Origin of the sequence: Bacillus sp. FSL P2-0069 (genome assembly GCF_038593315.1) — a bacterium.
Taxonomy (GTDB): domain Bacteria; phylum Bacillota; class Bacilli; order Bacillales; family Bacillaceae; genus Bacillus; species Bacillus safensis.
The window spans coordinates 1455986-1470525 of record NZ_CP151984.1 but is presented as its reverse complement, the minus strand read 5'-3'; the positions used below and the strand labels follow the sequence as shown (position 1 = coordinate 1470525).

Annotated in this window: 14 protein-coding genes and 1 riboswitch; all 14 genes read right to left on the bottom strand. The window is 44.2% G+C overall.

All coding sequences use genetic code 11. The annotated features are described in order from the left end of the window. Positions 1 to 31: 31 nt before the first annotated feature. Positions 32 to 787, bottom strand: coding sequence for a uroporphyrinogen-III C-methyltransferase (gene cobA / locus NSQ34_RS07460; protein ID WP_024426949.1), 756 nt, complete (start codon positions 785 to 787; stop codon positions 32 to 34). 29 nt (positions 788 to 816) lie between these two features. Next, complete coding sequence (gene cysC / locus NSQ34_RS07455; protein WP_034281722.1) at positions 817 to 1410, bottom strand: adenylyl-sulfate kinase; 594 nt, start codon at positions 1408 to 1410, stop codon at positions 817 to 819. A 14-nt stretch (positions 1411 to 1424) separates the two neighbouring features. Continuing rightward, entirely contained in the window at positions 1425 to 2561 is a 1137-nt protein-coding gene (sat, locus tag NSQ34_RS07450) for a sulfate adenylyltransferase (RefSeq protein ID WP_024426947.1), read from the bottom strand. A gap of 57 nt (positions 2562 to 2618) precedes the next feature. Next, entirely contained in the window at positions 2619 to 3683 is a 1065-nt protein-coding gene (locus NSQ34_RS07445) for an inorganic phosphate transporter (RefSeq protein ID WP_024426946.1), read from the bottom strand. 13 nt (positions 3684 to 3696) lie between these two features. After that, entirely contained in the window at positions 3697 to 4398 is a 702-nt protein-coding gene (locus tag NSQ34_RS07440; protein ID WP_024426945.1) for a phosphoadenylyl-sulfate reductase, read from the bottom strand. A 45-nt stretch (positions 4399 to 4443) separates the two neighbouring features. Continuing rightward, the gene (locus NSQ34_RS07435) at positions 4444 to 4590 is read right to left on the bottom strand and encodes a YezD family protein (RefSeq protein ID WP_073205135.1); all 147 of its coding nucleotides are present in this window, start codon (positions 4588 to 4590) and stop codon (positions 4444 to 4446) included. 74 nt (positions 4591 to 4664) lie between these two features. Then, positions 4665 to 4767, bottom strand: a riboswitch (SAM riboswitch). A gap of 167 nt (positions 4768 to 4934) precedes the next feature. Continuing rightward, on the bottom strand, positions 4935 to 5573 hold the full coding sequence (gene pyrE / locus NSQ34_RS07430) for an orotate phosphoribosyltransferase (protein WP_024424225.1): 639 nt from the start codon (positions 5571 to 5573) through the stop codon (positions 4935 to 4937). A gap of 7 nt (positions 5574 to 5580) precedes the next feature. Next, a complete protein-coding gene (gene pyrF / locus NSQ34_RS07425) occupies positions 5581 to 6285 on the bottom strand; it encodes an orotidine-5'-phosphate decarboxylase (protein WP_025092550.1) in 705 nt (234 codons plus the stop codon). Then, positions 6257 to 7189 carry a dihydroorotate dehydrogenase gene (locus NSQ34_RS07420; protein ID WP_024426944.1) on the bottom strand — a complete coding sequence of 311 codons (933 nt, stop codon included), beginning with the start codon at positions 7187 to 7189 and terminating at the stop codon, positions 6257 to 6259. Before NSQ34_RS07420 ends, pyrF begins: the two co-directional genes overlap by 29 nt. Then, positions 7183 to 7959 (bottom strand): dihydroorotate dehydrogenase electron transfer subunit, encoded by a 777-nt coding sequence (locus NSQ34_RS07415; RefSeq protein ID WP_176967438.1) that lies wholly within the window; start codon positions 7957 to 7959, stop codon positions 7183 to 7185. Before NSQ34_RS07415 ends, NSQ34_RS07420 begins: the two co-directional genes overlap by 7 nt. Beyond that, positions 7956 to 11171, bottom strand: a complete 3216-nt coding sequence (gene carB / locus NSQ34_RS07410) for a carbamoyl-phosphate synthase (glutamine-hydrolyzing) large subunit (protein WP_176967439.1) — start codon at positions 11169 to 11171, stop codon at positions 7956 to 7958. Before carB ends, NSQ34_RS07415 begins: the two co-directional genes overlap by 4 nt. Further along, complete coding sequence (locus NSQ34_RS07405) at positions 11156 to 12250, bottom strand: carbamoyl phosphate synthase small subunit (RefSeq protein ID WP_024424230.1); 1095 nt, start codon at positions 12248 to 12250, stop codon at positions 11156 to 11158. The genes carB and NSQ34_RS07405 overlap by 16 nt, the downstream gene beginning before the upstream one ends. Next, a complete protein-coding gene (locus tag NSQ34_RS07400) occupies positions 12247 to 13533 on the bottom strand; it encodes a dihydroorotase (RefSeq protein WP_342501060.1) in 1287 nt (428 codons plus the stop codon). The genes NSQ34_RS07405 and NSQ34_RS07400 overlap by 4 nt, the downstream gene beginning before the upstream one ends. Further along, a complete protein-coding gene (locus NSQ34_RS07395) occupies positions 13517 to 14440 on the bottom strand; it encodes an aspartate carbamoyltransferase catalytic subunit (RefSeq protein WP_034281705.1) in 924 nt (307 codons plus the stop codon). The genes NSQ34_RS07400 and NSQ34_RS07395 overlap by 17 nt, the downstream gene beginning before the upstream one ends. Positions 14441 to 14540 lie beyond the last annotated feature (100 nt).

Genomic DNA, 14540 nt, shown 5'->3' with positions numbered 1-14540 from the left:
GATGTATGCACGTGTCTTTTCTCTATCATTCTCATTTCTCGATGAATGCAGGTTCAAACCAGTTCAGCTTTTGATGAAAATGAACGACATCTCCAACAACAATTAAACTTGGATGCTCGATCCCTTCTTTTTCAACGGTTTCAGACAGTGTCGCCACCGTGCAGCACGTTGTCTTTTGCCTTGTTGTGGTTCCCCAGTGTATAAATGCAGCGGGTGTTTCAGGGTCCCGTCCATTTTTCAAAAGCAGGCGCTGCACTCTTTCCACGTTTTTGACACCCATGTAAATCACAAGAGTATCAATCCCTGTAGCCAGCGCCTCCCACTTTTCTTCAAAATGTTCATCCTTTTGATAGTGACCCGTGACAAAAGCAACATTTGAGCTGAATTCACGATGTGTCACAGGGATGCCCGCATAAGCAGCCGCTGCAATCCCAGAAGTAATTCCTGGGACGACCTCATACGGAATTCCGTGCTCAGCTAAGCATTCGATTTCTTCACCGCCGCGGCCAAAGACAAAGGGGTCGCCGCCTTTCAGCCGTACGACAACGTTCCCTTCCTTTGCATGAGCCACAAGCGCTTCATTGATGGCTTCCTGTCTCATTGTATGATGATTTGGCAGCTTGCCGCAATAAATCAATTCCGCCTCCGGTTTGGCATGGGCGAGAATTTCTTGATTGACAAGACGATCATATAAGATGACATCTGCCCGCTGTATCGCCTTATGGGCCTTTAATGTTATTAAATCTGGGTCACCGGGTCCAGCACCCACAATGTATACTTTCCCCATCTTGCTTTTCTCCCCCTGCCATCAGGCGATTATTTCGTTGTTCCTTTTACATAATCAACAAGACGCTGTTTAGATTCCTCACGGGATAATTCCCCTGTATCTAATACGAGCTCAGGCGCAGCAGGCTCTTCATACGGTGAATCGATTCCAGTGAAAAACGGAATTTCACCGTTTCTCGCCTTTTTATATAACCCTTTTGGATCACGCTCTTCACACACGTTCAGATCACATTTGACAAATACTTCGTGAAATTCCCCATCTTCGACCAACTGTCTGACAGTGTGGCGGTCTTCTTGAAATGGAGAAATAAAAGCAGTGATGACAATCGTCCCTTGCTCCACAAATAGTTTTGCTACTTCTCCGATCCGGCGGATGTTTTCTTTTCTGTCATCATCTGAAAACCCTAGATCTTTATTGAGTCCGTGCCGCACGTTATCGCCGTCAAGAACTGTGACTTGGTAGCCTTGTTCAAACAGCTCTCTTGCAGCTGCATTCGCGATCGTTGATTTACCTGACCCGCTTAGACCTGTAAGCCAGATAATGCCGCTCGTATGATTGTTTTTCTGCTGATATTCTTTTTTTGTAATTGATGAATCATGCCACACGATATGTTCGTTGCTCATGTCATACCCTCCCGTTAAGATACCGTCGTTTTTAATCCTTCGATTAATGTTTCAATGACTTCTTTTCGGCTGAACGTGCTTGGTGGTAATTCACCGTTTCTCAGCATTGTTCGAACCTTTGTACCTGAAAGAATGACATGCTCGCTTTTGTCGTGAGGACACGTTTTTGGAGTGGCCATCGCTTCACATGTATTACAGTAGAAACTGTGTTCAAATTTTAATGGAGTAATGCCGATTTCTTCGCTTGTAAATTGATCAAATAGTTCCTGCGCCTCGTATGTGCCGTAATAGTCACCAACACCTGCATGATCTCTTCCGACAATAAAATGGGTGCAGCCATAATTTTTCCGCACTAGCGCATGAAAAATGGCTTCCTTTGGTCCAGCATAACGCATTGCAGCAGGAAAAACACCTAAAAAGACGCGGTCTTTTGGATAATAACCGTCCAATAATACTTGATAGCTTTTCATTCTTACATCTGCCGGGATGTCGTCAGATTTTGTTTCACCGACAAGCGGATTTAAAAATAAACCATCGACTGTTTCCAGTGCTGTTTTTTGAATATATTCATGAGCACGATGAACAGGGTTTCTCGTTTGGAAACCAACAATGGTTTTCCAGCCGTTATCTTTAAAATGACGTCTTGTTTCTTCTGGCTCATACGTAAATTGAGGGAATGGTTTTTCACTGCGTTTCGTCAGTGTAATTTTTCCGCCAATGTAAGTATCGCCGCGTTCAAATAATTTTTTCACGCCTGGATGATTGCGGTCATCTGTTTTATAGACATTCACCGCTTCTTTTTCTTTATCTGGTGTGTATTGATCCTCTACTTCAATGACCCCATATACAGTTCCATTGTAGGATAAGCGCACGATATCGCCTTGATGGATTTCCGCCGCCTTTTCTTTTGTTACTGGCAGTGTAATAGGAAGAGACCAAACGACACCACTTGCTAGCCGCATACTGCTTACAACTGCTTCATAATCAGCTTTTGTTAAAAACCCTTCAATTGGACTATATCCGCCAATTGCAATGAGTTCAAGGTCTGCAAAGGAAATCGCATCTAGTTCAATTTCCTTCGCAGCCGTGCTGAGATCATATTCTTCATTTACTCGATTAATTAATACGCCACCATGTGGTGTTAAACTCATTTGTTCATCTTCCTCTCAATGTTCATATTTATTAGATGTTAATAGTCGGATTTATGGTTAAATCCCGCCGCCCTGTTCATGAATAGAGCTGCTTTCATTTTTGACTGCCTTCATCAGACTCAGCGCACCAAGTGAGGCAAGCAGTACACTCATCATGATAAAGATAGAGTAATAGTCTCCTTTTAAGAAAAGGCTCACAAGCAAATACGAGAGGCTGAGTGATAAAAAAGGTGAGACCACCCATACTTTCAGCATTTTTTTCACAACATGTTTGTGAAAAATGTTAGGCCCGCCTTTTGCCATTCCAAGTCCGATGATAGACGAGGAGGTGATTTGCGTAAGTGGAACGGGCAGCCCAAAAATAGAGCTGACGATGACAAGCCCGGCACCGGTACTCGAAAGTAAAATCCCTTCGCCTGTTTGATAGCGGGTAATTTTCTTTCCGTTTGTTTCCAGCACTCTTCTGCCTAGCAAGAGGGCCCCTGCTGCGACGAAGATTCCGCCGTAAAGTGTTCCCTGCCCAACTGACAAAACGCCTGAAGCGACGAGCGGGCCGACGGCATTTGCCACATTGTTCATACCGGCTGAAAATGCCTCTAAAAATCCGCTGAGGATTAATACGACAGATAAAATAGCTGTGCCTTTTTTAGACAGCTTCCGTTTAGGGAACATTCTGATGATTTTGACGACAGCAAAGGTAAAAAGAAAGGCAAAAAGCGGGATGATGATCCAAAATGCCACAATTACTAAAATGGATTTCACAAACAATACTTTATACGCGACTGCCACACCAACCACAGCCCCTACTGTGACCTCACTTGTTGATAAAGGAATCGCCATGAGATTCGCTATGAAAAGTGATAGTGCAGCAGAACCAATGATAATACAAACGATTTCAAGTGTAATGACTGATTCTGGCATAATACCAGAGCTGATCGTTTTGACGACCTCGCCGCCGCCAATCACTGAACCTGCTAAAATCCCCACTGCACAAAAACTGAGTGCATAAATGGGCTTTTGAATGGCACCTGATCCATACGCAATGCCCATAGAAGCAGCTGCCCCGCTTGCGCCTATGTTTAAAGCAAAGAATAGACTAAATAAAATTGCGGCGATTTCCATACGTTATGCTCCCTTACTCATGTAATCCGCACTCTGTCTTTGCTGTTCCTGACCATCTGCCAGAACGCAGATCATCTGCAGTAAATGCTGGCTGTGTACACGGTGCACAGCCGATACTTGGATATCCTTGGTCATGCAGCGGATTATAAGTAAGTTCCTCTCTAGATGCATATCTCCATATGTCCTTCCACGTCCAATGGATGAGCGGACATACTTTCACTGATTTGAATTTTTCATCCTTATTTAAGAAATTCGTCCCTGCTCGTTTTGGTGACTGCTCTCTTCTTAAACCGGAAAGCCATGCTGGATAACCAGAGAGGGCTTCTTGCAAAGGAATGACCTTACGCATATGGCAGCAGCTTTGAGGATTTGTTTTCCATAATTCATCACCGTGCTGCTCATTTTGCTGTTCAACCGTCAGCTCAGGCGTTTTCAATACAATGTCTAAACCCGGGTATCTTTCCTTTACCGCATCAATTGTGTCGTATGTTTCCTTAAAATGCAGACCTGTATCTAAAAAGACAATTCTCGCATCTTTTTTTACTTTTGCAATCAGATCAATCAGAACGATGCCCTCGATGCCAAAGCTGCACGCATACACGAGCTGGTCACCATAATGACCGTACGCCCATTTCAGTACAGACAGGGCTCCTTTATACAAATCATCCTCTTGAAATGTAATGGACGGCTCTTGCCAATTTTCATAAGTTAACATGATTTCTCCCCTTCCGGAGTACCGCTCATATTGCTAATTTCCGCACTACTTCAATCTAATTTTTTCGTTTTTTTCCACTTGAATCACTTGACCGTCCTGAACAATTAACGTAATTGAACCGAATTTCATATCCCCAATCAGTTCTTGCATATGCTTTACTAAGTCCTCATCCTGATTTTGTTTCACTTCCATCTCCTCTTCCTCCTCACCGTTAAAATAAAAAAACTTTCTTTCAGTCCGAAAGAAAGATGAGGAAGCTCACGATTTCCTTATCTTTCAAAATAGAATCATTTTGCAGGAAGTAGCACCTTGCGAATCGCAGGTTGCCGGGTTTCATCGGGCCAGTCCCTCCACCTCTCTGGATAAGAGTTTCAATTTGTCTTAAATATTAACACAATTCAAACAAAAGTCAACCCGACTTTATTGATAGGATTAGTTTTTATTAAAATTTGAGTCTATTTTACTATTTTTACCCAAATAAAAAAGCCGTGCGGGCAGGCACAGCTTTAAAATTGTTAACGATGGACTTTGACTTTTCAGACCGTTTCTTCCATCCAAGATTCAGAGGAAGGGTCTTGTCTCCAGCGTTTTAGTTTGTTCATCGCAGACGGCTCAATCGCTTTCAGTTCAAGTGCCACGTCTGTCAATGTGTCATAGTCTGTCAGGGTGACATATGGAATATTTTTTTCTTGAAAAGCGGCCGCTGCTTTTGGCAGTCCGTATGTGAAGATTGCGGCAACTCCTAGTACCTCGCAGCCCTCAGCTTGAAGAGCAGCAACCACTTCCAGCACACTGCCTCCTGTGGAAATAAGGTCTTCGACGACGACAACCTTTTGGCCTTTCGATACGGCCCCTTCAATTTGATTTCCTTTGCCGTGTGCTTTCGGCTTACTTCTGACATAACACATCGGGATGTTCAAGCGGTCTGCTGCTAATGCCGCATGCGGAATGCCTGCTGTTGCAGTACCCGCGACAACCTCTGCTCCCTTGAAATGAGTGAGAATCAAATCTTTTAGACCTTCCGCAATGTCGTGTCTGACTTCTGGATATGATAATGTGAGGCGGTTATCACAATAGATCGGTGATTTTATACCGCTCGCCCATGTAAACGGTTCGTCTGGTTTTAATGAGACCGCTTTGATTTGTAATAGATGTTTCGCGATTTTTGATTTCATCTGGCAGTCACTCCCACTCTTTCAAAATTTGATGATAGGCTTCTAATGGTTTATCAGCTTTTGTGATTGATCTTCCGACAACAATTTGTGAAACACCTTGCTCTTTTGCATAGGCAGGTGTCGCCACACGCTTTTGGTCATCGGTTTGATCATTCGGTAAGCGAATCCCTGGCGTTACAGTGAGAAAAGAGGGTGAGATATGTTCATGAAGTGCTTTAGATTCATGAACAGAGCAAACAACACCGTCCAGTCCACTTTCATATGCTAATTGTCCGTACCGGATCACAGTCTCTTGCAGCGGACGGTCAATGAGTAATTCGTTTCTCATCATGTCTTCTGACGTACTAGTCAGCTGGGTCACTGCAATAATGCCCGGACGGCTTTGTCCAGCAGGAGTCCCGCTTTCAAGTCCCTCTAATGCAGCCTGCATCATTCGTTTCCCGCCAGCAGCATGCACATTGACCAAATCAACGCCAAGTGCGGCAAGCCGGTTCATCGCTTTTTGCACCGTTGTTGGAATGTCATGTAATTTTAGATCGAGAAAAATGCGGCAATTTTTTTCTTTCAGCGCATCAAGGATGGCAGGTCCTTCTTGGTAAAACAGCTCCATGCCGACCTTCACAAATAATGGTGTCCCTTCAAAGGGATCTAAAAAGGCAAGCGCGTCCTGCCCTGATGGAAAATCAAGCGCGATGATGGGCAAGTGCTTCATGTTTCCAGCTCCTTCCGATACATTCCTCTACAGATGAATAACCGTATGCTGCTAACACATTTGGCAGTTCTTCAATGATTTCCGGGCAAATAAATGGATTCACAAAATTGGCTGTACCGACAGCGACTGCACTTGCACCTGCTAGTAAAAATTCAAGTACATCTTCAGCACTTTGCACTCCGCCCATCCCGATAATCGGAATAGAAACCGCTTGACTCACCTCATGCACCATACGTACAGCGACAGGTTTGACAGCTGGTCCTGATAATCCGCCTGTTTTATTGGCAAGGATGGGTTTCCCCGTTTTTAAATCTAAACGCATCCCAATTAATGTGTTAATCATGGTGAGTCCATCCGCTCCAGCAGCTTCAATTGCTTGAGCAATTTCTACAATATTGGCTACGTTAGGTGACAGCTTGACATAGACAGGTACGGAAGAGACTTTCTTGACTGCTTTTGTCAATGATGCTGCCATATTTGGATCTGTACCAAAGGCGATTCCGCCGGTTTTCACATTTGGGCAAGAAATATTCAGCTCAAGGGCATGAACATTTTTTGCTTGGCTGATTTGCTTGGCTACTTCAACATAATCATCCACCTGTGAGCCAGCAACATTCGCAATAATAGGCGTATCAAACTGCTCGAGCCAAGGCAATTCATTTTCAAGCACGCCTTTTAGACCTGGATTTTGAAGGCCGATTGCATTGAGCATACCAGCTCCTGTCTCAGCAACCCTTGGAGTCGGATTGCCAAATCTCGGTTCAAGGGTTGTGGCTTTGATCATGATACCGCCCAGCAATGATAGGTCATATAAGGATGCAAATTCTCTCCCGAATCCAAAGCAGCCTGATGCAGGGATAATTGGATTCTTTAAAGATAATCCCGGTAACTCAACGCTTAGCATGACAATGCCACCTCCTCTGCTTTAAAAACAGGTCCATCAAGACACACTTTGACATAAGGTTTGTCGAGCTGATCGGTATGACAGACACATGCAAAGCAGGCACCAATTCCGCAGCCCATTCGTTCTTCCATCGAAATGTAGACAGGCTTATCAGGATACGTGTCTTTCAGCGCTTTTAGCATAGGTGTTGGACCACAGGAAAGCAGCACATCAAAGCTCAGGTTTTGCTCTTTTATCACATCTGTTACAAAGCCTTTAGCACCGTATGTGCCATCAACCGTTGCAATAAACGTATCGCCGAGTGCTCTAAATTTTTCCTCGTAAAATACATCCTTTTTCGATTGAAAGCCGAGGACATGCTTTACGATGACGCCTTTTTTCGTTAACCGCTTAGACAGCTCATATAGAGGTGGTACGCCAATTCCGCCGCCGACTAGTAATGCCGTCTCTCCGGGCTTGACGACTGAAGGATCATACCCGTTTCCAAGCGGCCCTAATACATCGACTGATTCTCCCTCCCGCTTTTGGGAGAGGAGCTTTGTGCCCTCTCCCTCTGCGCGGTAAATGATGGTTGCTTCTTTTTGCTCGGCATGAATGTTGGCAATACTGATCGGTCTTCTCAGCAGCGGTGTCATCGATTCACTGACCTTTAGATGAAGAAATTGTCCAGCCGTTTGAAAGGAGTCCACAAGGTCACCTTTTAATGTCATTTCGTAAATATGATCAGCGATCTCTCGGTTCGAGACGACCGTCAAGTATGCTTTTTTCATATCGTTACTGTCACCTCAGCATTCGTTTTCACTTCTGGCATTTCATCCGCTCTAAATGTCATGCTCTCAAGCACTCTTAAAATGGCTTCTGCTGTATCTAGTGACGTTAAGCAAGCCACTCCGTTTTCAACAGATTCACGTCTAATTCTAAAGCCGTCTCTTGCCGGCTGTTTTCCTTTTGTTAATGTGTTGATCACGAATTGGGCTTCCCCGTTTCGAATGACATCAAGAAGATTTTTGCCTTCTTCTCCAATTTTGCCGACTACACTTGAAGGAATGGAGGCTTGTTTTAAATAATTCGCCGTTCCTTCTGTTGCTAAAATATGATAGCCGATCGAATGGAATCTTCTTGCGATCTCAAGTCCTTCTTCTTTATCCTTATCAGCCACTGTCAGAAGAACGGTTCCGTCATTAGGGATTTGAATGCCTGATGCAATCAATCCTTTATATAGGGCTTTTTCGATCGTGACATCTTTCCCCATGACCTCACCTGTTGATTTCATTTCAGGCCCGAGTGTAATATCCACTCTTCTTAATTTTGCAAAAGAGAAGACTGGAACTTTGACGTACACTCCTTCTTGCTCTGTATGAAGCCCTTCTTCGTAGCCATAATTTTTGAGCTTGTCCCCCAAGATGACTTTTGTCGCAAGGTTTGCCATCGGAATGCCTGTAATTTTACTTAAGAAAGGAACCGTCCGGCTTGATCTCGGGTTCACTTCAAGTACATACACTTCACCTTTTGATAGGACAAATTGTATGTTCAAAAGCCCAATAATGTTGAGTCCTTTGGCAAGCTTGATCGTGTATTCTGCGATCTTCGCTTTGATGTCCTCAGACAATGTTTGCGGCGGATAGACCGCAATCGAGTCACCAGAGTGAACTCCGGCTCTTTCAATGTGTTCCATAATGCCTGGGATCACGACAGTTTCTCCATCAGACACGGCATCTACTTCAATTTCTTTTCCTGTCAAATACTTGTCAATTAACACCGGATGCTGCGGATTGACTTTCACCGCATTCTCCATGTAGTGAAGAAGCTCTGTTTCTTGATACACAATTTCCATCGCGCGGCCGCCTAATACATAGGAAGGACGGACAAGGACTGGGTAGCCGATTTGATTGGCAATCGCTACAGCTTCAAGCACAGACGTTGCTGTTTTCCCTTTAGGCTGCGGCACACCGAGTGTTTCCAACGTTTGTTCAAACTTGTCCCGGTTTTCTGCGCGGTCTAGGTCTTCTAGAGAAGTTCCAAGAATTTTCACCCCTCTATTTGATAATTCATCTGCTAGGTTGATCGCCGTTTGTCCGCCGAACTGAACAACGACTCCTTCAGGCTGTTCAAGGTCGATGATATGCATGACATCTTCTACAGTGAGTGGTTCAAAGTAGAGCTTATCTGAAATACTAAAGTCTGTTGAGACCGTTTCAGGGTTGTTGTTTATAATGATCGCTTCATAGCCTGCTTGTTTAATTGCCCACACAGAGTGAACAGTCGCATAATCAAATTCAACCCCTTGTCCAATTCGGATAGGACCTGAACCTAATACGATGACGCTTTTCTTGTCAGTCCGTTCTGATTCATTTTCATCTTCATACGTGCTGTAGAAATATGGTGTCTCTGATTCAAATTCTGCTGCACATGTATCCACCATTTTGTATACAGGTACAATGCCTGCTTCTTGTCTTAGCTTGTAGACATCCGCTTCGTTCATATTCCACTCGCGGCTAATGTAGATATCTGAGAAGCCTTTTTCTTTTGCTTCTTTTAATACGTCTGTATTGCCTTTGTTTTCTTTTAATGTCTTCTCAAAGACGATAATGCCTTCCAGCTTATGAAGGAAGAAGTAATCAATTTTTGAGAATTCATGTATTTGTTCGACTGTATAGCCTCTTCTAAGTGCCTCAGCGATATAAAATAATCGTTCGTCTCCCGCTTTGATAATCCGCTTTTCAAGCACTTCATTTGTGATGTCTGCTTCATCTTTTAATTCAATGTGATGCACATCGGCTTCAAGTGAACGTACTGCCTTTAGAAGAGACTCTTCTAATGTGCGGCCGATCGCCATGACTTCACCAGTTGCCTTCATTTGCGTACCAAGACGTCTGTTCGCAGATTCAAATTTATCGAACGGCCAGCGCGGTATTTTAGAAACGATATAGTCAAGTGCCGGCTCGAAGGCTGCATAGGTTTTACCTGTGACTGGGTTCATCATTTCATCAAGCGTTAAGCCGACAGCAATTTTCGCTGCCAATTTGGCAATTGGATAGCCTGTCGCTTTTGACGCAAGCGCAGAGGAACGGCTCACACGCGGGTTTACTTCGATGATATAGTATTGAAAGCTGTTTGGATCAAGTGCCAGCTGAACATTACAGCCGCCTTCAATGCCAAGTGCACGGATCAGCTTAAGCGACACATTTCGAAGCAGCTGATATTCTCGGTCACTTAACGTTTGGCTTGGTGCTACAACAATACTGTCACCTGTATGGATGCCGACAGGGTCAAAGTTTTCCATGTTACAAACAACGATTGCATGGTCACCGCTGTCTCGCATGACTTCATATTCAATTTCTTTAAAGCCGGCAATGCTTTTTTCAAGTAAGCATTGTGTGACTGGGCTAAGCTTCAGACCGTTTTCAACGATTTCCTTCAGTTCTTGCTCGTTTGTACAAATACCGCCGCCCGTTCCGCCTAATGTATAGGCTGGTCTGACGATGACAGGGTAACCGATTTGATCCGTGAACGCCATCGCTTCTTCCAGGTTATGAATGATTTCACTTTCTGGTACTGGCTCATTTAGTTCATTCATTAAATTACGGAATAAATCTCTATCCTCTGCTTTTTGGATGGCTGACAGCTTTGTACCGAGTACTTCAACGCCGCATTCAGCCAATACGCCAAGCTCTGACAATTCAACAGCAAGGTTTAATCCAGTTTGCCCGCCAAGTGTTGGCAAGATCGCATCAGGGCGTTCTTTTCGAATGATTCGTGTTAAAAATTCTGGTGTCAGTGGTTCGATGTATACCTTATCAGCCATTTCTGTATCTGTCATGATGGTCGCAGGGTTAGAGTTCACAAGAACGACTTCATAGCCCTCTTCTTTTAGCGCTAAGCAAGCCTGTGTACCTGCATAGTCAAACTCCGCTGCCTGACCGATGATGATAGGACCTGAACCGATTACTAAAATCTTTTTGATGTCTACGCGTTTTGGCATACTTCTTCCCCTTCTTTCTCAGTCGTATGAATCATTTCCATGAACTGGTCAAATAAGTAGTTTGCATCTTCTGGACCCGGTGATGCTTCTGGGTGGTACTGAACAGTGAATGCTGGTGCTTCTTTATGTTTTAATCCTTCAATCGTATTGTCGTTTAGGGCAATATGTGTGACTTCGAGCACGTCTTCGTTAATACTGCTAACCGTGTAGCCGTGGTTTTGAGACGTCAGTGTCACCTTGCCAGTTGCTAGTTCTTTCACCGGATGGTTTGATCCTCTGTGGCCAAATTTCATTTTTTCTGTACTTGCACCGCACGCTAGAGCAAATAATTGATGCCCGAGGCATATACCAAAGAGCGGCACCTTTCCAATCAATTGCTGAATCATCTCAACGGCTTCTGGTACATCCACGGGATCTCCAGGTCCGTTTGAAAGCATGATGCCATCAGGCTTTAGCTGCAGCACTTCATCTGCAGTGATGTTGTATGGCACCACAATGACGTCGCAGTCACGTTTATTGAGCTCGCGCAAAATGCCGTGCTTCATGCCGAAATCGACAAGGACAATTCTTTTTCCTCTGCCTGGGCTTGGGTACGCATTTTTCACAGATACTTGACTCACTTGATCTGTTGGCAGCTGCAATGTTTGAAGGCGGCGGACAACGTCTTCTACTTGTTCATCAGGTCCTGCAAACGCCCCTCTTAAAGTGCCTGCACTTCGAATCATTCTAGTCAGCTTCCGTGTATCGATTCCGCTTAGCCCCGGAATGTTTTTCATTTTTAAATATTCATCGAGTGAGTATGAAGAGCGCCAGTTTGAGGGCTTTTCACAAAGCTCTTTCACAATCAGCCCTTTTACAAACGGTGTGATCGATTCAAAATCATCACGGTTAATGCCATAGTTGCCGATAAGCGGGTAAGTTAGTGTGACAATTTGTCCGCAGTAAGATGGATCAGATAAAATTTCTTGATAGCCCGTCATCCCTGTATTAAAGACAACTTCTCCGACTGATGGTTCTAAGCTGCCAAAGCCTGTTCCTTCGAATACTGTTCCGTTTTCTAGCACTAAGCGTCTCTTCATTTTACTAGTCTCCCCTCTTCATAAACGACTTTCCCAGATGCAAGTGTCATGACCGGCCATCCTGATACAGTCAATTTGTCAAACGGTGTATTTTGCCCTTTAGATAAGAAGCTTGTTTTATCGATTGCCATTTCTTTGTTTAAATCAATAAGTGTGATATCAGCTATGTGCCCTTCTTCAAGCTTTCCGTATGGAAGGGAAAATGCTTCTGCTGGTTTGATTGTCATATAATCAACGAGTTCTTTTAATGTCCATTCGCCTGTTTTGACAAATCGTGTATACAGAAGCGGGAACGCTGTTTCAAGTCCCACAATTCCAAACGGGGCACGCTGCATGGTTTCGTTCTTTTCTTCTTCTGTATGCGGCGCATGGTCTGTTGCGATGAAATCAATCGTTCCATCTAACAGTCCCTCGATCAATGCCTCGCGATCCTCTTTTCCTCTGAGCGGCGGGTTCATTTTATAATTTGTATCAAGACCTGGAATGTCCGTATCACACAACAGCAGGTGATGCGGTGACACCTCAGCCGTCACACGGATGCCTGCTTTTTTTGCATCGCGTACGACCCGCACAGATTCTTTCGTACTGATATGACATATATGATAATGACAGTTCGCTGCTTCTGCTAAAAGAACATCTCTTGCAATATGCACTGATTCACAAATGGACGGGATTCCGTTTAACCCATTTGCTTTTGAAAATTCTCCTTCATGAACGCACCCGCCGTAAATGAGCGAGTTATCTTCACAGTGCGCCACAATCGCTTGATCAAGACTTGCTGCCTGTTTCATCGCTTCGTACATCATGCCTGCTGTTTGGATGCCGACACCGTCATCTGTAAAAGCAAAGGCGCCTGCTTCTTTTAGTGCTGCAAAATCCGTCATCTCTTCCCCAATTTGTCTCGTTGTGATGGAGGCGTATGGCAGCACTCTCACAGATGAGGTCTCTTCGATTCGATTCAACAGCCATTCCATTTGCTCTTTTGTATCTGGAACCGGCCTTGTATTCGGCATCGCTGCAATCGTCGTATATCCGCCTCTTGCGGCTGCTTTAGAGCCTGTTTTAATCGTTTCCTTTTTCTCTCCGCCCGGCTCTCTTAAATGCACATGCAGATCGATCAAGCCTGGTGACACAAATAGCCCTGCTGCATCAATAACCTCTTCTCCGTCTTCTCTTTCTAGGTGACCAATCGCTTGAATCACTTTTCCTTTTACCCTAATATCCTGCTGCACTCTTTCACCTGTGCTTGTTAAGATAAAACCGTTTTTAATGAGATATGACATAGACAGAATCTCTCCCTTTTTGATGTAGTGTGCTATTTTGAAAAGCTCTTTTTAATACGGCCATTCGGATATAAACACCATTTTCCATTTGTTTGAAAATCCTTGACTGCTTGGACTCTACTAATGAATCATCTATTTCAACACCTCTGTTTACTGGTGCTGGATGCATAATAATCGCGCGTTCTTTCATTTTGTTTGCTCTGTCTACTGTTAATCCATAAGTTGATAAGTAATCTTCACTGCCCATTTTTTCAGCGTGCCGTTCATGCTGGATTCTAAGCAGCATCACCACATCAGATTGTGCGATGGCTTCATCTACTTGGACATACGTTCCGTGAGGGTTTTGTTCATCCTGGAAGGAAGCAGGTCCTGAAAAGAGGACTGTCGCTCCCAGCCTCGTTAAAACCTCAGCATTTGATCTTGCCACCCTGCTATGTTTGATGTCTCCATGAATCGAAATCGTTAAGCCTTCAAAGCCGCCAAACTCTTCAAAGATGGTCATGAGGTCAAGCAGTGATTGGGTTGGATGCTGCCCGCAGCCATCTCCTGCATTGATGATGGGAATTCCAACCTTCCCAATCAGCTCGTTATAATATTCATCGGTGCTGTCTCTGATCACACATGCCTTTACTCCGATCGATTCGAGTGTTTTTACCGTATCGTAAAGTGTTTCGCCCTTTTGAACGGAGGTGCTAGCCGCATCTAAGCTCAGGACATTCATCCCAAGTTTCTTCTCGGCTACTTCGAAGCTAAAACGTGTTCTTGTGCTTGGTTCAAAGAAGAGGTTTGCCACAAATTCTCCGGCTAATCCATGTTCTTGTTTCCCCTTTTTGAGTGCAGCTGCTTCTTCAATCAGCTGTAATATCTCTTCTTTTGATAAGCTGCTCATTGTCGATAAATCATTCATTTTTTCTTCCCCCTCTAGTTTTTCATCACTTTCAGGTTCAAAAAAACCCTAAGCCTCGGCAGCTTAGGGTTCTCCAAAAGAAGCAGCGGCACTTTCGTGC